Origin of the sequence: Actinomadura coerulea, from assembly GCF_014208105.1 — a bacterium.
GTDB lineage: Bacteria > Actinomycetota > Actinomycetes > Streptosporangiales > Streptosporangiaceae > Spirillospora > Spirillospora coerulea.
In genome coordinates this window covers 1,868,480-1,887,977 of the sequence record NZ_JACHMQ010000001.1, presented here as the reverse complement: position 1 = coordinate 1,887,977, position 19,498 = coordinate 1,868,480, and the positions used below count along the sequence as shown (strand labels likewise).

The following is a 19,498-nucleotide window of genomic DNA, read 5'->3' as shown; positions in this document are numbered from 1 at the left end:
GGCAAGGTCCGGTGCCACGGCGCGGGCCGCGTCCCCGGCGGGCGGCGCTGGGCCGGCCGGGTCAGGCGGTCGCGGGGCGCAGGCCGATGTGGACGGCGAGGGCCGCCAGCACCGAGCCCATCAGGTAGCGCTGGGCGCGCCGCCAGCCGGGCCTGCGCGCGAGGAAGGCCGCGATGGTGCCGGCGCCGAGCACGATGAGGGCGTTGACGGTGACGGCGATCACGATCTGGACGGCGCCCAGCAGCAGGATCTGGCCGGCGACGTGGCCGCGTTCGGGGTCGGCGAACTGCGGGAGCAGCGACACGTACAGGACGGCGATCTTGGGGTTGAGCAGGTTGGTGACCAGCCCCATGGCGAACAGCCGGCGCGGCGGGTCGGCGGGCAGGTCCGCGGGCTCGAAGGCGGTGGCGCCGCCCGGCCGCAGCGTCCGCCACGCCAGCCACAGCAGGTAGCAGGCGCCGGCCAGCTTGATCGCCGTGTAGAGCGGCGGCACGAGCGTGAAGACCGTGGTGAGGCCCGCGGTGGCGGCCGCGACGTAGACGAGGAAGCCCGCGGCGACGCCGCAGAGCGAGATCATCCCGGCGCGGCGGCCCTGCGTCACCGACCGCGACACCAGGTAGATCATGTTGGGCCCCGGGGTGAGGACGAGGCCGAGGGCGAACAGGGCGATGGCCGCGACGGCCCCGTACGAGATCATTGCGCTCCAGACGACTCGAAGTTCTCCAAGAGTAGAAGTCGAGCCTTCTCGGTGCAATAGCAGAATTGCGCTCGGTGCAATATGGTGGACGCATGGACGATTTCCGGCGGGTCGCGGACGAGCTGGCCGCCGACATCGCGGCGGGACGGCTGCGCCCGGGCGAGCGGCTGCCGCCGCAGCGCGCCTTCGCCCGCCGCCGCGGCATCGCGGGCTCCACGGCGAACCGCGTGTACCGGGAGCTGGCCAGGCGCGGCCTGGTGGTGGGCGAGGTCGGACGCGGGACCTTCGTCCGCGCGGCCGAGCGCCCGCCGGGGCCCGCGCTCACCGAGCCCGCCGCGGCGCGCGTCGACCTGGAGCTGAACCATCCCGTGCCCCCCGGGCTGGGCGCCCTGCTCGCCGAGGGGCTGGAGCGCGTGCGCCGCCCGGACGTCCTGGCCGCCGCGCTCGGGCCGGCGGGGGTCGCGGGGACCGCCGCCGCCCGCGAGGCCGCGGCGGAGCTGCTGGCCTCGCCCGGCCTGCGGCCCGACCCCTCCGAGGTGCTGTTCGCCGGGAACGGCCGGCAGGCCGTCGCGGGCGCCGTGGCGGCGCTCGTGCCCGCGGGCGGCCGGCTCGGCGTCGAGGCGCTCACCTATCCGGTGATCAAGGGGATCGCGGCCCGGCTCGGCGTGACGCCGGTCCCGGTCGCGATGGACGGGCACGGGCTGCGCCCGGACGCGCTCGCCGAGGCCCATCGCGCCGCCCCGCTCGCCGCCGTCTACGTCCAGCCGACGCTGCACAACCCCAGCGGGACCACGATGCCGCGGGAGCGCCGCGCCGAGCTGGCCGGCGCGCTGGAGCGCCTCGGCCTGCACGCCGTGGAGGACCGGGTCTGGGCGTTCCTTCCGGGCGGCGGGCCGGAGCCGCTGGCGGCGCACGCCCCGCATCGCACCGTGCTCGTCGACAGCCTCTCCAAGCGCCTCGCGCCCGGCCTGAGCCTCGGCTTCGCCGTGCCGCCCGCCGCGCTCGCCGGGCGCCTCGCCGCCGCGCTGCGCTCCGGCGCCTGGGGCCCGCAGGGGTTCGCGCTGGAGGCGGCGGCGGGCTGGATCGCGGACGGGACGGTCGAGAGGGTCGTGCGCGCCAAGCGCGCCGACGCCGCGTCCCGCCAGCGGATCGCGGCCCGGTGCCTGGAGGGGGCGGCCGTCCGGTCCGACCCCTGCTCGTACTTCTGCTGGTGGGAGCTGCCCCAGCGGTGGCGGGCCGAGACGTTCGTGGCGGCGGCCGCCCGGCGCGGCATCGCCGTCACCCCGGCCGCCGCCTTCGTCGTGGGCGGCGCCGCGGCCCCGCGCGCCGTCCGCCTCGGCCTGGCCTCTCCGCCGCCGGACGTCCTCGCCCGCGCCCTGCGGACGCTCGCCGGGATCGCCGCCGGGGACCCCGACGACGACGCCCCCGACTGACCGGATCCGGCGGCTGGACGCGCACCGGAAGATCGTTCATCGTCGTGGTGGGGTCGCCCGGCGGGAGGACAGATGATCGAGGTCCGCGAGGTGGGGCAGCGAGCGGCCGGGGGACGGCGGACGCTGCGGGAGGTGTCGCTGTCGATCGGCGCCGGGGAGCTGGTGGCGATCATCGGCGGCAGCGGGGCGGGCAAGACCACCCTGCTGGACGCCATCGCGGGCGTCCGGCCGCCCGCCGAGGGCGAGGTCAGGTACGACGGCGGCGCGGCCGCCCCGGCCGCGGGCTCGCTGGGCTACGTCCCGCAGGACGACATCGTCCACCTGGAGATGCCGCTGCGGCGCACCCTGCGGTACGCGGCGGGGCTGAGGCTGCCCGCGGGGACGCCTGCCGAGCACGCCGAGCGAGCCGTGGACGGCGTCCTGGAGTCGCTCGCGCTGACCGATCTGGCCGGGCAGCGCGTCGGGTCGCTGAGCGGCGGCGAGCGCAAGCGGGCCAGCATCGCGGTCGAGATGCTGACGCGGCCGCGCGTGTTCTTCCTGGACGAGCCCACCTCCGGCCTCGACCCGGCGACCTCGGCCGACCTGATGCGGCTGCTGCGCGGGCTCGCGGACTCGGGGACGACGGTGGTCATCACCACGCACCATCCGCCGGACGTCCTGGTGTGCGACCGGGTGGCCGTCCTCGCCCAGGACGGGCGGCTGGTCTTCTACGGCGAACCGGATGAGGCGCGCGAGCGGTTCCGGGCGGACCGGATCGAGGACATCTACCTCCGGCTGGCCGAAGGGGCGCCGCAGGAGTGGACGGGCCGGTTCGGCGCGCGGAGGCGCGGGGCGGCACCGGAGGCGGGGACCGGCTGGGAGACCGGCCCGTCGGTCGGCGCGTTCCGGCAGTGGGCGCTGCTCACCCGGCGCAGCCTGGACCTGCTCACCCGCAACCGGCTCACCCTCGCGGTGCTCGTCGGGTCGCCGCTCATGGTGCTGGCGATGTTCGCCGTCCTGTTCCGCCCGGGGGCGTTCTCGCCGGAGTCCCCCAGCCCCGCGGCGACGGTGATGATCCTGTTCTGGATCGCCTTCGGCGGGTTCTTCTTCGGCCTGACGTACGGGCTGCTGCAGATCTGCAACGAGCTGCCCGTGCTGCGGCGGGAGCGGCTCACCGGGCTGCGGATCGCGCCCTACGTGCTGGCGAAGGCGACCGTCCTGCTGCCGCTGCTGGCCGCGGTGGACGCGCTGATGCTCGGCGTCCTGCGGGCCCTGGACCGGCTGCCCGCGATGGGATGGGGCACGTACGGGGAGCTGTTCACCACGCTGCTGCTGTGCTCGCTGGCGGCGCTGGCGCTGGGCCTGCTCGTGTCGGCGGCGGTCACCGACCCTGCCCAGGCCACGATGGCTCTGCCGATGCTCTGCTTCCCGCAGGTGCTGTTCGTGGGCGCGATCCTGCCCGTCCCGGTGATGGCAGCGCCTGGACGGTGGCTCAGTTGCGCCATGTCCAACCGGTGGGCCTTCGAGGGGCTCGGGCACAGCCTCGGAGTGGAGCGGCTCTGGGCGAGCGGGCGCTCGCCGCTGGGGCCGCCCCTGCTCGCCTCCTACGGCGACACTTTCTCGCGGTCGCCGGCCGTGGACTGGGCACTGCTCGGCGGGTTCACGGTGCTGTTCCTCGCGGGGACCTGCCTGGTCCTCACCCGAAGGACATGAAACCCCTTCCCCATAGGCCATTTAAGGACACCACGGCGCTCTTGCATCACCTCCGGCGATTCCGTGACCGTTTAGTGAGGGATGCGGCTTTTGCACACGGGGGTGCATTTTGAGCGTTTCGCCCGGTTATGACGTCGACCTCATGTCCGGCTACGCGGAGACGCGGCCGCTGGACGAGCTGCGGGCCGCCGAGTACGCCTACCTGGACGGGCAGACGTACCTGGACTACACGGGCTCGGGGGTCGCCGCCGCCGCGCAGATCCGCGCGCACGCCGAGCGACTGGCGGGGCGCTGCTACGGCAACCCGCACTCGGAGAACCCCACCTCCAGCGCCTCCACGGCCCTCGTCGAGCGGGCGCGGCGGGCGGTCCTGGCGTTCTTCAACGCCTCCCCCGAGGAGTACGCGGTGGTGTTCACGCACAACGCCACCGGCGCGTGCCGCCTCGTCGGGGAGGCCTACCCGTTCGAGCGGGGCGGCCGGCTCGTCCTCACCGGCGACAACCACAACTCGGTGAACGGGATCAGGGAGTTCGCCAGAGCGCGCGGCGCCGAGGTCGCCCACGTGCCCGTCCGCGGGCCCGACCTGAGGGTCCGCGAGGCCGACCTCGCCGCGGCGCTGGGTGGCGCCGGCGGCCTGCTGGCCTTTCCCGCGCAGAGCAACTTCAGCGGCGTCCGGCACCCGCTGGGCTGGGTCGACCTCGCCCACGCGCACGGCTTCGACGTGCTGCTGGACGCGGCCGCTTTCGCGCCCTCCGGCCGCCTCGACCTGAGCCGGGTCCGGCCCGACTTCGTCCCCGTGAGCTGGTACAAGGTGTTCGGGTACCCGACCGGCGTGGGCAGCCTGGTCGCCCGCCGGGAGGCGCTGGCCCGGCTGCGCCGCCCGTGGTTCGCCGGCGGGACCATCCGGGCGGTCAGCGCGCTCGGCGGCTGGCACGTGCTCGCGCCCGACGAGACCGCGTTCGAGGACGGCACCCTGAACTTCCTGTCCATCCCGGACGTGGAGTTCGGCATCCGCTGGATCGGCGACATCGGCATGGACCTCGTCCAGCGCCGCGTCGGGTGCCTGACGTCGCTGCTCCTGCGCCGCCTCGCGGACCTGCGCCACGCCGACGGCTCACCGCTGGTCCGGGTGTACGGCCCGGAGGGCGCCGACGGGCGCGGCGGCACCGTCGCGTTCAACGTGCTCGACCGCCGCGGCGCGGTCGTGGACGAGCGGATCGTGGCCCGCGACACCGCCGCCGCGGGCATCTCGATCCGGACCGGCTGCTTCTGCAACCCCGGCGCCGGCGAGGGCGCCTTCGAGATCTCCGAGCAGGCCCTGCGCCGGACCGCCCACCTGCGGATGCGGACCCTCGACGACTACCTGGGCGTGCTCGGGCTGCCGAGCGGCGGCGCGGTCAGGGCGTCCCTCGGCCTCGTGTCGAACATCGCCGACGTGGAGCACCTCATCGCGTTCCTCGGCGCCCGCTACGCCGACCGGGACCCCGACCGGACCGGTCTCAGGCCCCGCGAGCGCTGCTGAGGCCGCTCAGGAGCCCGCGCGCTCGACCACGGCGGCCCACTCCGCCAGCAGCGCCTGGGCGGCGTCGGCGTCCGGCCCCTCGGCCCACAGGTGCGTCACCGCCTCCGCGGGATCGGGCAGCACGAGGACCCAGCGGCCGTCGCCCTCCACCACGCGCACGCCGTCGGTGGTGTCGAGCGTCCGGTTCCCCGCCGCCTCCACGACGCGGCGCATGACGCTGCCCTTGGCCGCCCACGGCGTCGGGACCGAGCGGCGCAGCAGGTGCGCGTCGGGGATGCGGCGGTCGATCTGCGACAGCGTCAGCCGCGTCCGCGCGACCAGGCCGACCAGCCGGACGAACGCCGCGATCCCGTCCACGGTGCCGCTGAACTCGGGCATCAGGAACCCGCCGCGCCCGTCCCCCGCGAAGACCACGCTCGGCTGCGCGGCCGCCTTGGTCAGCACGTCCTGGGACGTGGAGGTCCACTCGACCTGCACGCCGTGGAACCGGCACACTTGCTCGGCGACCCGCGTCGTCGTCACCGGCAGCGCCACCTTGCCGCCCCGCCGCTCGGCCGCGACGAGGTCCAGCATCACCAGCAGGGCGCGGTCGTCGCCGACCAGCTCGCCGTTCTCGTCCACCAGGGAGATCCGCTCCCCGACCGGGTCGAACCGGACGCCGAACGCGGCCCGCGAGGAGGACACCAGCTCGCCGAGCCGCTCCAGGTCGCGCATCCGCTCGGCGAGCGTCTCGGTCGGGTTGGCCTCGTCCAGCCCGGCGTTGCGGGTGAGGACCTCCACGCCGACCTTGCCGAGCAGGTTCGGCAGCACCAGCGAGGCCACCCCGCCCGCGCAGTCCAGGACGATCTTCAGTCCGGCCTCGCGGACGCCGCGGATGTCGACGCGGCGCAACAGGTCGCGGGTGTAGGTCTCCACGACGCGCGGCGGATAGGTCAGCTCGGCGATCTCGCCGGGGAACGCGCGGCGGTACTCCTGCCGGCCGAAGACGCGCTCCAGCTTGCGCTGCGCGCCCTGGGACAGGTCGGCGCCGTCCGCGTCCAGGAAGAGGATGTCGACGCCCTGCGGGTCGCCGAGGGTGGTGCGGATGTAGATCCCGCCGACGCTGTCCTCGCGGCCGGTCTCGAACCGGGCGACGGTCAGCGGCGTCGCCTCCAGGTCCTGGACGTTGATGGCGCTGGCGGTGAGAGCGCTGTTCACCGCGCGTTTCAGGGTGCGGGCCGCGCGGGAGACGTCCCGTCCGGTGACGACGGTCGTGCCCTTCTTCAGGGTCGTCGCGTAGGCGGAGGCGAGCCGCACCGCCAGCTCGGGGGTGATCTCCACGTTGACGAGCCCGGAGATCCCCCGCGGCCCGAACAGGTTGCGCTGCCCCCGCGACTCCCAGATCACGCTGGTGTTGACGACGGCGCCGGCCTCGATGGTCTTGAACGGGTAGACCTTCACGCCGCTGGACACGTACGCCTCGGCCTCGATGACGCACTCGTCCCCGATGACGGCGCCCTCCTCCACGCGGGCGCCCGCCATGATGTCGGTGTTCTTCCCGACGACGCAGCCCCGCAGGTTCGTGGACGGCGCGACGAACACGTTGTCGTGGACTATCGCGCGGTGCAGGAAGGCGCCCTCCTTGACGACGACGTTGCTGCCGAGCACGGTGAACTCGCGCAGCTCGACGCCCGCCTCCACCTTCGCGTAGTCGCCGATGTAGAGGGGACCCTTGAGAACGGCCTCGGCGTCCACCTCCGCGCCCTCGGCGACCCACACTCCCGGCGACATCTCGAAGCCGTCCAGGTCGATGCCGACCTGCCCGGAGAGCATGTCCGCCTGCGCCTTCAGGTAGCTCTCGTGGGTGCCGACGTCCTCCCAGTAGCAGTCGGCCACGTACCCGAACAGGCGGGCGCCCTCGGCGAGCAGCTTCGGGAAGACGTCCCCGGACCAGTCGACCGGCTCGCCCTCCGCGACGTGCTCCAGGACCTCCGGCTCCATCACGTAGATGCCGGTGTTGACGGTGTCGGAGAACACCTGGCCCCAGGTGGGCTTCTCCAGGAACCGCTGCACGCGTCCCGCGTCGTCCACGATGATGATCCCGAACTCCAGGGGGTTCGGGACGCGCTTGAGGCCGATGGTGACGAGGGCGTCGTTCTCCTCGTGGAACCGCACCATGTCGGTCAGGTCGATGTCGGTGAGCGCGTCCCCCGAGATCACCAGGAAGCGGTCGTCGCGCAGCGCCTCCTCCGCGTTCTTGACGCTGCCGGCGGTGCCGAGCGGGACCTCCTCGGTCGCGTAGCTCAGCGACATGCCGAGCTCCTCGCCGTCGCCGAAGTAGTTGCGGATCAGCGCGGCCAGGAACTGGACGGTGACGACGGTCTCGCCGAACCCGTGCCTCTTCAGCAGCCGCAGCACGTGCTCCATGATCGGCCGGTTGACGAGCGGCAGCAGGGGCTTCGGCTGGTTGGCGGTCATCGGACGCAGCCGCGTCCCCTCGCCTCCCGCCATCACGACGGCCTTCATCGGGGGGTCTCAGCTCCCTTCGGGTCGCCGGTCGCCGGCGGTTCCGCGCCCGGATCCTCGGCGGGCCCCGGACCGCCCTCCCCGGGCGCCCCGCCCGGGGAGGAGGGCGGGGACGGTGAGCCGCGGCCGGCCAGCACCAGCTGCCGCGTCTGCACCCAGTAGAGGACGGCCGCCCACCAGTACAGGGCCGTCCCCCAGCCGGCGAAGGCCCATCCGACGACCCGCGCCGCGGTGCCCGCGCCGCCGTCGTGGTCGCCGAGCAGCAGCAGCGGGAACGCGTACAGCAGGCACATCGTCGCCGCCTTGCCGATGAAGTGCACGGGCAGCGTGCCGCCGTAGCCGAGCCGCCGCACGATCGGCGCGATCGGCAGGATCGACACCTCGCGGGCGACGAGCGCGAGCACCAGCCACAGCGGGATGATGTCGCGGATGGTGAGCCCGACGAGCGTGGCGAGGATGTAGAGGCGGTCGGCGGCCGGGTCGAGGACCATGCCGAGCCTGCTCGTCTGGTTGAACGCCCGCGCGAGCTTCCCGTCCAGCCAGTCCGACAGGCCCGCGAACACCAGCAGGCCGAGCGCCCACCAGTCCGCCTCGACGAGGACGAGCCACAGGAACAGCGGGACGCCCAGGAGCCGGGCGAGGCTCAGGATGTTGGGCACCGTGAAGATCCGGTCCTGCGGGGCCTCCTGCAAAGTGCTCACCGACGCGTCGCCTCCCCTGGTCCCCTTGATCCTGACCCTATCCGTAAGGGGAGGAAAGCCCCCCGGCGGCGTCGGGGTCGGAGTCGGGAGGGTCCCGGCGAACGGGCGCTACCGGATGCGGCGGGGGGGCGCGTCACGCCCGGCGCGGCGCGACGGCGTCCTCGAGCGGGAGGACGGCGGTGACGACGAACCCGCCGGACTCGCCCGGCCCCGCGTCGAGCGTCCCGCCCACGCTGCGCGCCCGCTCGATCATTCCGAGGATCCCGAACCCCCCGGGCGGGCCGCCGGACGGGCCCCGGCCGTCGTCGGCGACCCGGACGACGAGCCGCCCGCCGTCGCGCGCCAGGCTCACCGTCGCGCGCTTCGCGGCGGCGTGCTTGACAACGTTGGTCAGGGCCTCCTGGACGATCCGGTACGCGGCGACCCCCGTCTCCGGGGGCGGTGTCCCGACGTCCCCGTCCCGCAGGTCGACGTCGATCCCGCCGCCGCGCGCCGCCCGCACGAGGCCGGCGACGGCGTGCAGTCCCGGCAGCGTCTCGGGGGCGCCGACGTCGGTGCCGCGCAGGACCTGGAGCGTGCCGCGCAGCTCGACGCGCGCGTCCCGGCACGTCGAGGCGATGGAGGCGAGCGCGTCGGCCAGCTCCTCCCGGTCGAGCGGCCGGTCCCCGCGCACGAGGTGGGCCGCGGCGCCGGCCCGCACGCCGATCAGGGTGATGCTGTGCGCGAGCAGGTCGTGCAGGTCGCGGGCGATCCGCAGGCGCTCCTCGGCGACCCGCCGGCGCGCCTCCTCCTCCCGCGTGCGCTCGGCCCGCTCGGCCCGCTCGGTGATCGTCGCGAGCCGCGCCCGGTGCACCCGCCACACCTGGACGGCGATGACGACCGACACCACGGCCTCGATGACCGCGATCTGCTCGCGCAGGGATCCGCCGCCCGCCCGCATCGCCATGCCGACCACGCAGACGGCGAGCAGGGACGCGGCGACGCCGAGCACGATCCGCACCCGGCGCCCGAGCACCGCGTAGGCGAACAGCGCGATCACCTCGGCGGGCACCAGCGCGTGGTGCTGGTACTGCGCCAGGTGGTAGGGCAGCACCAGGGCGACCAGCGCCACCAGGCCGGGGGCCGGCCACCGCCGGATCACCGCGAGCGGGACGTGCGCCGCCACCAGCAGCAGGGCGCCGGGCGCGTCCAGCCCCCGCACGCCCGGCCACAGCACGGCGGCCGCGGCCGCCGCTCCCGCCAGCGCCGACGCCGCCAGGGCGTCCTTCACCGTCGCGTCGACCCGGGGCACCCTCAGCACGCGCCCATTCTCCCCCACTCAGGCGATCTTCGCGCGCCGGCCCGCGCCCCGCGCGCACGCCCCGCACGAATGATCCTTCCGGTGGGCCGTGCGCGGCCGGAGGCCCGCCTTATAGTGCTGCATACCCCGTCACGAAGGGCCGACAGTTGTCCGTCCCCCCGCCTGCTGTCCCCCCGCCTGCCGCCCCTCAGCCCCCCTCCTCCCGGCCCGGACTCCGGATGACGCTCGGGGCGCGGGCCTACCGATGGCCGCTCCGCCTCCTGGCCGCCGCGCCGGCGGCCGCCGCGGTCCTCGTGCTCGCGACCCGCACCCGGACGCTCGACCCGGAGAGCGCCCGCCGGACCCTGCTGCTCTGCGGCGGCGGCTGCCTGGTCGCCGCCCTGGCCGCCGTCCTCTGGGCTGCCCGCCTCCACCGGACCCGCCTCGTCGTGACCATCGGCGAGGACGGGGTGACCCTCCGCCGCGGCGGGCGGGAGGCGGCCGTCCCGGCCGGAGCCGTGGAGGCGGTGGGGATCCGGTGGCCCGTCGACGACCCGGTCTGGACGCTCTGGCTCGACCCGGGGCGGGCGCCGGGCGTCGAGGCCGTCGCCGAGGTCGACGGGAGGGCGGTGACCCTGCTCAGGGGCCGATCGCTGCCGTCCGGATGGCTCCCGGCCGTCCGGACCGCGACCGCGGACCGCCTGGGCGCCGCCTGGCGGGTCGTCGACGACGAGGGACGGGAGGTGCCGCCGCCCGCGGCGGGCGCCCTCGGCCGGGCCCGCCACATCGTCGTGGACGGCAGGGGCCGCTACCGCGACCGGCGCGGCGGCGCCGTCCTCGCCGTGGCGTGCCGCCGGCGCGGCGGGCGGACCACCGTGCTGCGCGACCCCCACGCCGCCGTGCTGCTGACGGTCCGGGGCCCGTCCCGGCTGCCGGGCCGCGACCGCGTGCGCGTCCTCGGCGCGGACGGCAGCCCCCTCGGATTCGTGCGCGGCCTGCGCGAGCCGTCCTTCCACACCGCCGGCGGGATCCTCCTCGGCAGCACCCGCGCGACCGGCGACGGCCGCGTCGTCACCGGCGTCGACGGCCGCCGCTCGGCCGCCCTGCGGGCCGGCGGCGACGACGGGTCCCGGGTGGAATTGGAGCGGTCGCCGTCCGCCCCGGACCCCCTCCGGACCCTGGTCCTGGCGCTGCCCGTCGCGCTCCCCGCGCGGGACCTCCGCGCGGGCGCGTTCTAACCCACGGGCGGCGGTTGCGGCAACCGGGGCCGCCCGGGTTAACGTCGTGGCGACAGATCGCGGGGGCCCGGCGAACCGGGCTGAGATAGCGGCTGGGACGGCCGCTGACCGCATGAACCTGACCGGGTAATGCCGGCGTAGGGAGAGATCGAGTCGTCATGACCGAACCTGTGGTTCCAGCTGCCCGCAAGACCTACCTCCAGGGCTCGCGCCCGGACATCCGGGTCCCGATGCGGGAGGTGCCGCTGACCAACGGCGACGTCGTCGTCCTGTACGACACGTCCGGGCCGTACACCGATCCAGAGCAGGAGACCGACGTGCGCGGGGGGCTGCCGCCCCTGCGGGAGACCTGGATCGCCGAGCGCGGCGACACCGCCCCCTACGAGGGGCGGGCGGTACGCCCAGAGGACGACGGGAGGCGGTCGTCGCCCCCCGCCCTCCCCGGCGCCGGCGGCGTGGGCGCCCTGCCGCGGCGGCCGCGGCGCGCCACCGGCGGCGCGGTGACGCAGCGCGCCTACGCGCGGCGCGGGGAGATCACGCCGGAGATGGAGTTCGCCGCGCTGCGCGAGGGCGTGGCGCCGGAGTTCGTCCGGGACGAGCTGGCCGCCGGGCGCGCGGTGCTGCCCGCCAACGTCAACCATCCCGAGATCGAGCCGATGGTCATCGGACGGAACTTCCTCGTCAAGGTCAACGCCAACATCGGCAACTCGGCCGTCGCGTCCTCGATCGAGGACGAGGTCGAGAAGATGACCTGGGCGACCCGCTGGGGCGCCGACACGATCATGGACCTGTCGACGGGCCGCGACATCCACACCACGCGCGAGTGGATCCTGCGCAACTCGCCCGTGCCGGTCGGGACCGTCCCGCTGTACCAGGCGGTCGAGAAGGTCGGCGGCGACCCGGCGGAGCTCACCTACGAGGTCTTCCGCGACACCGTGATCGAGCAGGCGGAGCAGGGCGTGGACTACATGACCGTCCACGCCGGGGTGCTGCTGTCCTACGTGCCGCTGACGGCGCGGCGCAAGACGGGGATCGTGTCGCGGGGCGGGTCGATCATGGCGGCCTGGTGCCTGGCGCACCACGAGGAGAACTTCCTCTACACCCGCTTCGAGGAGCTGTGCGAGATCTTCGCCGCCTACGACGTGACCTGGTCGCTCGGGGACGGCCTGCGCCCCGGCTCCGTCGCGGACGCCAACGACGAGGCCCAGTTCGCCGAGCTGCGCACCCAGGGAGAGCTGACGCGGATCGCGGCGCGGTTCGGCAACCAGGTGATGAACGAGGGGCCCGGCCACGTCCCGATGCACAAGATCAAGGAGAACGTGGACCTGCAGCAGGAGTGGTGCGACGGGGCGCCCTTCTACACGCTCGGCCCGCTGACCACCGACATCGCGCCCGGCTACGACCACATCACCTCGGCGATCGGCGCCGCGATGATCGGCTGGCACGGCACCGCGATGCTCTGCTACGTCACGCCGAAGGAGCACCTCGGGCTGCCCGACCGCGAGGACGTCAAGGCCGGCATGATCGCCTACAAGATCGCGGCCCACGCCGCGGACCTCGCCAAGGGGCATCCGGGCGCGCAGGCGTGGGACGACGCGCTGTCGGAGGCGCGGTTCGACTTCCGCTGGGAGGACCAGTTCAACCTCTCCCTGGACCCCGGCACCGCCCGCGCCTTCCATGACGCGACGCTCCCGGCGGCGCCGGCCAAGACCGCGCACTTCTGCTCGATGTGCGGCCCGCACTTCTGCTCCATGAAGATCACGCGGGACGTGCGGCGGTTCGCGGCCGAGCGCGGCCTCGCCGACGCGGACGCCCTCTCCGCCGGGATGCGGGAGAAGGCGGAGGAGTTCAGGGCCGGCGGCGGCCGCCTGAACCTCCCGGTGTCGCCCGCCGACGCCTGACCCGCGCCGCCGGGCGGGTCGGCGGGAAACGCGGCCGGGCCCGCCGCGCACGGTGCGCGGCGGGCCCGGCGGCGTCCGGGGGCATCTCGGCGCAGGTCGGGGCATCGGCGCGGATAGGATTGAGGGACCGTTCCAAACGCCGCGGATCCTCCCGATCGCCGCAGGCCCGTTCCACCCCCGGGAAGGATCGACGACCCAGGTGACCAGCGACGACATGGCGAAGACGCGCCCGGTGCGGGCCGACGTGCGGCGCAACCGCGCGCGGCTGCTCGCCGCGGCGCGGGAGACCTTCCAGCGTCAGGGGGCGGGCGCCTCGCTCGAGGGCGTCGCGCGGCTCGCGGGCGTCGGCATCGGCACGCTCTACCGCCACTTCCCCACCCGCCAGGACCTCCTGGAGGCTCTGCTCGCCGACGTGTACGCCGGGCTGGCGGCGGCCGCCCGCGACCTGCTGGACTCCCCGTCGCCCGGCGAGGCCCTGCTGGCGTGGCTGCGGACGTTCGTCTCGGAGATCACCGCCTTCCCGGGCATGGCGGCCTCGGCGATGGTGTCGCTGCGCGACCCCCGCCTCGACCCCTCCGGCTCCCGCGCGGCGATGTCGGAGGCGGGCGAGGCGCTGCTCGTCCGCGCGCAGCGCGCCGGGGAGGCGCCCGCCGGCGCGCCGTTCGCCGACGTGCTGAGGCTGGCGGGCGCGATCGCCACGGTCGCCGAACGGGACCCGGACGCCGCGTCCCGGCTGCTGTCGCTCGCCGCGGCCGGCGTGGCGCCGGGCGCGGCCCGCTAGGGCCGGTCAGTCCGTCTCGGGCGCGGGCAGGACGCGGCGGGGGCCGCGCGGCGCGTCGGCCCGCCGGCGCCACTCGCGCGGGTAGCCGACCGACACCTCGATGTGCGGGACGCCGCCGGTCCAGATCGTCCGGGGAATGTGCAGGTGCCCGTAGACGACGGACACCGCGCCGAACCGGCTGTGCCAGTCGGCGGTGCGCTCGGTGCCGCACCACTGGGCGAACTCGGGGTACCAGAGGACGCGGGTGGGTTCGCGGACGAGCGGCCAGTGGTTCACGAGCACGGTCCGCGTGCCCGGCTCCAGGGCGGACAGGCGCCGCTCGGTGTAGGCGATCCTGGCGTCGCACCAGGCGTCCCGCCCGGGGTACGGGTCGGGATGCAGGTAGACCTCGTCGGTGCACACGACGCCGGCCTCGTGCGCGGCTTCGAGAGCCTCCTCCTTGCTGGACGTGCCGTCCGGGCGGAACGTGTAGTCGTACAGGATGAACAGCGGCGCCACGGTGACGGCGCCGTCCGGACCGTCCCAGGCGGGGTAGGGGTCCTCGGGGGTCAGCACGCCGAGGCCGCGGCACATCTCGACGAGCCGGCGGTAGCGTGCCTCACCGCGCAGTTGCACGGGGTCGCCCTTGACGGTCCACAGCTCGTGGTTGCCGGGCACCCACAGCACGGTGGCGAAGCGTTCGGCGAGCGTGCGCAGCGTCCACTCGACGTCCGCGAAGCGCTCGGCGACGTCGCCCGCGACGATCAGCCAGTCGTCCTCGGACGAGGGCCTCAGGCCCTCGACGAAGGCGCGGTTCTCCGGAAACCCCACATGCAGGTCGCTGATCGCGTAGACGCCGCCCATCCAGCGATCGTAAGCCCCGGCCCCCGCGCGGGCCGCGCCTCCGCGGGCGACCGCGCCCCCGCTTGCGTCTCCATGCGAGAAACCGTCCCCGGAAGCGCGGAAAAGGGTCCGTGCTCCTTTCCGGAGCACGGACCCCGCCGGTCCGCCGGATCAGTTGTTCTTGCCCCAGACGTAGACGCCCAGGCCCATGGCGAGGAGGCTCGCCCAGCTGAACACGGCGCGGACGGTGTTCCACGCCGTCCAGCGGCCGGAGTAGTCCGACCAGATCTTCGCCGCCTCGGCCGCGTCCTTCGGGATCGTGACACCGTCCAGGTCGGTGTTCATCGGGATGTTCACCACGAAGCTCGGCAGGAGCGCGCCCGCGAAGTACAGGGCCGCCGCGGCGAAGAAGAGCAGCGCCGCCGACTTCTGGTCGAGGGTGAGCAGCAGCACCCCCGCCGCGGCCGCCAGCACCGGGACCAGGAGGAACATCGCCACGAAGACCGGGTTCTGGATCCTCTGGTTGATGCCCTGCATGGCATCGATCGCCGAGGCGGGCCGCGCCGCGTTCAGTCCGGGCATGACGCCGGTGGAGAAGCCGAAGAACGTTCCGGCCATCCCGGCCGCCATGATGATGGACAGGGTCGCCGAGACGCCCGCGAGGGAGAATTTCATGTCGTCCAGTCCTCAGTGTCAGTGGTTCCAGATGCCGCTGGCGGCGGCTTCGCGCGCAAACTCGGAGAAGTCGCGCGGGGGGCGGCCGAGGGCCCGCTCGACGCCGTCGGCGGGCCGGGCGTTGCGTCCGTCCAGCACGGTCGTGAACAGGTAGGTCAGCAGGCCGACGACCTCCTCGGGCACGCCGTGCTCCCGCAGGGCCGCGGCGTAGTCGTCCGCGCCCACGGGCACGAAGGCGATCTCGCGTCCGGCGGCGCGGCCGATCTCGGCGACCGCCTCGGCGAACGTGAGCGCCCGGGGCCCGGTGACCTCGTACACCTCGCCGGCGTGGCCGTCCCGGGTGAGCGCCTCGACCGCGACGTCCGCGATGTCGTCGGCGTCCACGAACGGTTCCGGAACCTCGCCCGCCGGGAGGACGACCTCGCCGGCCCGCACGGGGTCGAGCAGGTAGTCCTCGCTGAAGTTCTGCGCGAACCAGCTCGCCCGCACGACCGTCCAGGCCAGGCCCGACGCCTGGACGATCCGCTCGCAGTCCCGCGCCTCGGGCTCGCCCCGCCCCGAGAGCAGGACCACGCGCCGCACGCCCGCGTCCACCGCCGCGTCCGTGAACGCGCGGATGGCGCCGGGAGCGCCGGGCGCGGCCAGGTCCGGGTAGTAGGAGAGGTAGACGTTCTCGACGTTGCGCAGGACGGGCGCCCAGGTGGACTCGTCCTCCCACTCGAAGGGCGGCGAGGCCGACCGCGAGCCCATCCGGACGGGGACGTCCAGGGCCTCCAGCCGCTCGACGACGCGGCGGCCGGTCTTGCCGGTCCCGCCGAGGACGAGGGTGAGGCCGCTTTCGATGATGCCGTGTTCGCTGTTCGTCATGCCCTGAAGTCAACAGGCAGACGGTTCCGGCCACCATCGTTGAGAAGCTCGCCCGCATACGCCAGCGTCTACGCTGGCCTCCATGGACGCTCTGACCGAACTCCTCGACGGTCCGCGCGCGCGGGGGGCGTTCATGCTGCGCTCGACCCTCGCCCCGCCCTGGTCGCTCCGAATCCAGGACGAGGCGCCGCTGACCCTGCTCTCCATGGTCAGGGACGAGGCGTGGCTGATCCCCGACAGGGGCGATCCGCAGCGCGTCGGCCCCGGCGACATGGTCGTCTTCCGCGGCCCGGACGCCTACACCGTCAGCGACGACCCGGCGACCGCGCCGCAGATCGTCATCCATCCCGGGCAGCGCTGCACCACCCCGGACGGCACGAGCCTGTCGGAGGCCATGGACCTCGGCGTCCGCGCCTGGGGCAACGACCCGGACGGGCCGGCGGTCATGCTGGTGGGCACCTACCAGATGCGCGGCGCCGTCACGCGGCGGCTGCTGGCCGCGCTGCCCCCGATGGCGGTCGTCCGCGGCGACACGTGGAGGTCGCCGCTCGTCGACGTGCTCCAGGAGGAGATCGGCAAGGACGAGCCCGGCCAGGACGTCGTCCTCGACCGGCTTCTCGACCTGCTGCTCATCGCGACGCTGCGCGCCTGGTTCTCCCGCCCGGACGCCGCCGCCCCCGGCTGGTACCGGGCCCACGGCGACCCGGTCGTCGGCCCCGCGATGCGGCTCCTGCACGACGACCTGGCGCATCCCTGGACGGTCGCGGACCTCGCGGCCCGGGTCGGGGTGTCGCGCGCGGCGCTCGCGCAGCGGTTCGCGAAGCTGATCGGCGAACCGCCCATGGCCTACCTCACCGGCGTCCGCCTCGCGCAGGCCGCCGACCTGCTGCGCGAGACGGAGGCGACGCTGGATGCCGTGGCCCGCAGGGTCGGCTACGGCAACGCCTTCGCGCTGAGCACGGCCTTCAAGCGCGTGCACGGCGTCAGCCCGCAGGAGTACCGCGCGGGGGCGGCGACCGCCTGACCGGCGGCCACCGGCCCCGGCGGGCTACCGTGGAACGTACAGGCGGATGTCGTCCACCTGCGCCGATCCCTCGTAGAAGTTCATGTGCGGGTCACCGATCATGAACCTGTCCGGGTAGGCGGAGCCGGCCGGCCAGGTGTCGCGGTCGACGAGGGTGCCGCCCGGTCCCGTCCAGGTCCAGTCGGCGTTGAACCGGCCGTCGTACTCGCCCGGCTTCTGGTTGTAGTGCCAGATCGGCTCGCCGTCCTGGACGAACGAGCGCGTGTAGCGCAGGGTCGTCCTGCCCACGTGCGCGAAGACCCCGGACATCTCCATCGTGTAGGCGCCGCCGCGCCGCTCCACGGCGAACGTGTACGGCTCGTCCGGCAGCAGCTCGGGTTTCAGGTCGACGGTCGAGACGATGGCGCCGCCCTTGCGCAGCCCGCACCCGCTCTCCATCAGGTACTCGGTGCCCGGCATGGTCGGGTAGCGGCGGTCGTCGGTCATGAAGATCGCGTTGACGCCGTTGCCCGTCCCGGCGGAGTACGGCTCGTACTGCCCGGTGGCCGGGTTGCAGTACAGCAGGCCCTTCCCGGTGTACTTGTAGCGGTTGTAGCCGTCCATGGCGACCTTGCGATGGCCGTGGACGAACACGTTGTTGTGCGGCGCCACCTGCCGGTAGTCCATGATCGACATGTAGTAGAAGCCGTTGGAGTCGGTGCGGACGTCGGCCCACTCGCACTCGGGCCGCGTGTAGTCGCCGCCGGACGCCCACGGGAAGTTGGTCTTGCAGCCCTCCGGCGAGTAGCCGTTGATCCGGCCGTCCGGATAGTCCCAGGACCCGTTCCTCCGGCCGCCGAAGTCCAGCCCGCGCAGCGTCATCTCCACCCGGTACTCGGCGGGCAGGTCGCGGGTCGAGCGGATGACGACGCCCGCCTGGTGGGCCGGCTCGTCCAGCCGCGCCACGCCCTTGCGGGAGGTGAGCGTGGGCGGCGCGTCCGGCCGGCCGTCGCCGTCGGCGTCGCGGGCGGCCAGCTCGGCGGTGAGCCAGCCGCGCCTCCCGAACGTGAACGACTTGCGGTAGGTCTTCATCTCGGCGAGCCGCGTCCGGAACGCCGGGCCGCCCATCGTGTCGAAGTAGGCGCCGTCGTTGTCGTAGATGTCGACGTTGTACGGGCTGGACGGGCCGTCGCCGTCCGGCCTCCAGGGGGCCTTCGCGTCGTCGATGTGCCGGTCGAACGGCTCGGAGGCCACCAGCCTCCAGCCGTCCCTGGCCCCCGGCCCGCCCGCCTCCGCCTGGGCCGGCGCCGCGCCGAGCGCCGCCGGCATGACCATCGGCAGGGCCAGCGCCACGGCGCCGCGCACGAGCTTCCTCATCTGGCCGCCTTCCTCGCCGCGCGGGCGCGGCGTTGACACGGTCGGGATCGGCACCGTCTGCCGACCTGCCGAGACCGTAGTCCGGGCCCCACGGCCATGACCACGGCAAACATCGCCAAAGTGGTATTGACCAGTCGCCATAATGGGACATACCGTGTGCGACGACAGGAACCGCTTCAAAGGAGGTGACAGGCGTGCCATCCGCCGGTGAGCCCCGATCCGCGAGCACGAAACGGCAGGCGGTGCGCCGGGAGCTGCTCGCGATGCTGGACGGCCTGGACGTCGGGGACGCGCTGCCGTCCGAGCGGCGGCTGGCCGAGGAGCTCGGCGTCTCGCGGCCGACGCTGCGCCAGGCCATCGACGGGCTCGTGACCGAGGGCCTGCTCGACCGGCGGCACGGCAGCGGGACCTACGTGGCCGAACCCCGGATCGCCGTGTCCCTGACCATGACCTCGTTCACCGAGGACATGATCAGGCGCGGGATGAAGCCGGGCGGCAGGGTGCTGTCGTTCCGCACCGAGACCGCGGGGGCGCGGATCGGCCGCCGCCTGGCCCTGTCGCCCGTCGAAGAGGTATTTACCATTCGGCGGCTCCGGCTGGCCGACGAGGCCCCCATGGCCATCGAGACCCTCTACCTGCCGCGGGCGCTGATGCCGGGCCTGCGGCGGAGCGACCTGGAAGGGCGGTCGTTCTACGACCTGCTCCGGGGCAGCGGCGTCGTCATCGCCTCGGGCACCGAGACCATCGAGCCGACCGTCACCACCGCCGAGGAGGCCGCCGAGCTCGGCGTCCCGGTGCACATGCCGGCCTTCCTGTTCGAGCGGATCACCAGGGACGCGGGCGGCCGGCCGCTGGAGTACGTCCGGTCCCTCTACCGGGGCGACCGGTACCGGCTGGAACTGGACCTGCGACCACCGAACCACTGACCGCACGCCCGGGCGCCGCGTCCCGGGCGCACGATCGTCCGTCCGCGCTGACGGGGGCGACAGCGCACCACCCATCCCC

16 protein-coding genes and 1 riboswitch are annotated in these 19,498 nt (G+C 74.3%); of the genes, 8 read left to right on the top strand and 8 right to left on the bottom strand.

The genetic code is table 11. The features are described 5' to 3' along the window. Window positions 1-61: 61 nt before the first annotated feature. Window positions 62-697: a LysE family translocator gene (locus BKA00_RS08660; protein ID WP_185024422.1), complete on the bottom strand. Its 636-nt coding sequence runs from the start codon at window positions 695-697 to the stop codon at window positions 62-64. Between the two features lie 92 nt (window positions 698-789). On the opposite strand from BKA00_RS08660, the gene BKA00_RS08655 reads away from it, so the two are divergent. The 3 genes from BKA00_RS08655 (at window position 790) to BKA00_RS08645 (ending at window position 5,344) form a co-directional block, all read left to right on the top strand. Continuing rightward, window positions 790-2,130: an aminotransferase-like domain-containing protein gene (locus BKA00_RS08655; protein WP_185024421.1), complete on the top strand. Its 1,341-nt coding sequence runs from the start codon at window positions 790-792 to the stop codon at window positions 2,128-2,130. Window positions 2,131-2,202: 72 nt separating this feature from the next. Beyond that, window positions 2,203-3,822 carry an ABC transporter ATP-binding protein/permease gene (locus BKA00_RS08650; protein ID WP_185024420.1) on the top strand — a complete coding sequence of 540 codons (1,620 nt, stop codon included), beginning with the start codon at window positions 2,203-2,205 and terminating at the stop codon, window positions 3,820-3,822. Window positions 3,823-3,931: 109 nt separating this feature from the next. Beyond that, complete coding sequence (locus BKA00_RS08645; protein WP_230299102.1) at window positions 3,932-5,344, top strand: aminotransferase class V-fold PLP-dependent enzyme; 1,413 nt, start codon at window positions 3,932-3,934, stop codon at window positions 5,342-5,344. 6 nt (window positions 5,345-5,350) lie between these two features. On the opposite strand, the gene BKA00_RS08640 is transcribed toward BKA00_RS08645, so the two are convergent. The 3 genes from BKA00_RS08640 to BKA00_RS08630 all read right to left on the bottom strand — a co-directional run bounded on the left by BKA00_RS08640 (window position 5,351) and on the right by BKA00_RS08630 (window position 9,850). After that, on the bottom strand, window positions 5,351-7,849 hold the full coding sequence (locus BKA00_RS08640) for a mannose-1-phosphate guanyltransferase (RefSeq protein WP_185024419.1): 2,499 nt from the start codon (window positions 7,847-7,849) through the stop codon (window positions 5,351-5,353). Further along, complete coding sequence (clsA, locus tag BKA00_RS08635) at window positions 7,846-8,550, bottom strand: cardiolipin synthase ClsA (protein WP_185024418.1); 705 nt, start codon at window positions 8,548-8,550, stop codon at window positions 7,846-7,848. The genes BKA00_RS08640 and clsA overlap by 4 nt, the downstream gene beginning before the upstream one ends. A gap of 133 nt (window positions 8,551-8,683) precedes the next feature. Beyond that, entirely contained in the window at window positions 8,684-9,850 is a 1,167-nt protein-coding gene (locus BKA00_RS08630; protein ID WP_185024417.1) for a sensor histidine kinase, read from the bottom strand. 218 nt (window positions 9,851-10,068) lie between these two features. Between BKA00_RS08630 and BKA00_RS08625 the strand changes: the two genes are divergently transcribed. From BKA00_RS08625 to BKA00_RS08615, 3 genes are all read left to right on the top strand, one after another. Continuing rightward, window positions 10,069-11,067, top strand: a complete 999-nt coding sequence (locus tag BKA00_RS08625; RefSeq protein WP_185024416.1) for a hypothetical protein — start codon at window positions 10,069-10,071, stop codon at window positions 11,065-11,067. Between the two features lie 49 nt (window positions 11,068-11,116). Next, window positions 11,117-11,230: riboswitch (TPP riboswitch) on the top strand. Next, window positions 11,226-12,968, top strand: coding sequence for a phosphomethylpyrimidine synthase ThiC (gene thiC / locus BKA00_RS08620; protein ID WP_185024415.1), 1,743 nt, complete (start codon window positions 11,226-11,228; stop codon window positions 12,966-12,968). Its footprint overlaps the riboswitch before it by 5 nt. A gap of 199 nt (window positions 12,969-13,167) precedes the next feature. Further along, a complete protein-coding gene (locus BKA00_RS08615) occupies window positions 13,168-13,749 on the top strand; it encodes a TetR/AcrR family transcriptional regulator (protein ID WP_230299103.1) in 582 nt (193 codons plus the stop codon). A 6-nt stretch (window positions 13,750-13,755) separates the two neighbouring features. Here the strand turns inward: BKA00_RS08615 and BKA00_RS08610 are convergent, their stop codons facing one another. The 3 genes from BKA00_RS08610 to BKA00_RS08600 all read right to left on the bottom strand — a co-directional run bounded on the left by BKA00_RS08610 (window position 13,756) and on the right by BKA00_RS08600 (window position 16,113). Then, window positions 13,756-14,592, bottom strand: coding sequence for a metallophosphoesterase family protein (locus BKA00_RS08610; RefSeq protein ID WP_185024414.1), 837 nt, complete (start codon window positions 14,590-14,592; stop codon window positions 13,756-13,758). A gap of 150 nt (window positions 14,593-14,742) precedes the next feature. Then, entirely contained in the window at window positions 14,743-15,246 is a 504-nt protein-coding gene (locus BKA00_RS08605) for an anthrone oxygenase family protein (RefSeq protein WP_185024413.1), read from the bottom strand. Between the two features lie 18 nt (window positions 15,247-15,264). Beyond that, window positions 15,265-16,113 (bottom strand): NAD(P)H-binding protein, encoded by an 849-nt coding sequence (locus BKA00_RS08600; protein WP_185024412.1) that lies wholly within the window; start codon window positions 16,111-16,113, stop codon window positions 15,265-15,267. Between the two features lie 82 nt (window positions 16,114-16,195). Here BKA00_RS08600 and BKA00_RS08595 point away from each other — a divergent pair, with 82 nt between their 5' ends. Continuing rightward, window positions 16,196-17,137, top strand: a complete 942-nt coding sequence (locus BKA00_RS08595) for an AraC family transcriptional regulator (RefSeq protein ID WP_185024411.1) — start codon at window positions 16,196-16,198, stop codon at window positions 17,135-17,137. A 24-nt stretch (window positions 17,138-17,161) separates the two neighbouring features. Here BKA00_RS08595 and BKA00_RS08590 read toward each other — a convergent pair whose 3' ends face one another. Then, window positions 17,162-18,493, bottom strand: a complete 1,332-nt coding sequence (locus BKA00_RS08590; RefSeq protein ID WP_185024410.1) for a hypothetical protein — start codon at window positions 18,491-18,493, stop codon at window positions 17,162-17,164. Between the two features lie 194 nt (window positions 18,494-18,687). Between BKA00_RS08590 and BKA00_RS08585 the strand changes: the two genes are divergently transcribed. Further along, window positions 18,688-19,419, top strand: coding sequence for a GntR family transcriptional regulator (locus BKA00_RS08585; protein WP_230299104.1), 732 nt, complete (start codon window positions 18,688-18,690; stop codon window positions 19,417-19,419). Window positions 19,420-19,498 lie beyond the last annotated feature (79 nt).

What these genes read in the sequence shown, in the direction of transcription:
- BKA00_RS08625 (WP_185024416.1), top strand. Translation starts at nt 10,069, where the DNA reads ATGACGCTCGGGGCGCGGGCCTACCGATGGCCGCTCCGCCTCCTGGCC.
- BKA00_RS08660 (WP_185024422.1), bottom strand. Translation starts at nt 697, where the DNA reads ATGATCTCGTACGGGGCCGTCGCGGCCATCGCCCTGTTCGCCCTCGGC.
- BKA00_RS08595 (WP_185024411.1), top strand. Translation starts at nt 16,196, where the DNA reads ATGGACGCTCTGACCGAACTCCTCGACGGTCCGCGCGCGCGGGGGGCG.
- BKA00_RS08640 (WP_185024419.1), bottom strand. Translation starts at nt 7,849, where the DNA reads ATGAAGGCCGTCGTGATGGCGGGAGGCGAGGGGACGCGGCTGCGTCCG.
- BKA00_RS08610 (WP_185024414.1), bottom strand. Translation starts at nt 14,592, where the DNA reads ATGGGCGGCGTCTACGCGATCAGCGACCTGCATGTGGGGTTTCCGGAG.
- BKA00_RS08600 (WP_185024412.1), bottom strand. Translation starts at nt 16,113, where the DNA reads ATGACGAACAGCGAACACGGCATCATCGAAAGCGGCCTCACCCTCGTC.
- BKA00_RS08650 (WP_185024420.1), top strand. Translation starts at nt 2,203, where the DNA reads ATGATCGAGGTCCGCGAGGTGGGGCAGCGAGCGGCCGGGGGACGGCGG.
- BKA00_RS08590 (WP_185024410.1), bottom strand. Translation starts at nt 18,493, where the DNA reads ATGAGGAAGCTCGTGCGCGGCGCCGTGGCGCTGGCCCTGCCGATGGTC.
- BKA00_RS08605 (WP_185024413.1), bottom strand. Translation starts at nt 15,246, where the DNA reads ATGAAATTCTCCCTCGCGGGCGTCTCGGCGACCCTGTCCATCATCATG.
- thiC (WP_185024415.1), top strand. Translation starts at nt 11,226, where the DNA reads ATGACCGAACCTGTGGTTCCAGCTGCCCGCAAGACCTACCTCCAGGGC.
- BKA00_RS08655 (WP_185024421.1), top strand. Translation starts at nt 790, where the DNA reads ATGGACGATTTCCGGCGGGTCGCGGACGAGCTGGCCGCCGACATCGCG.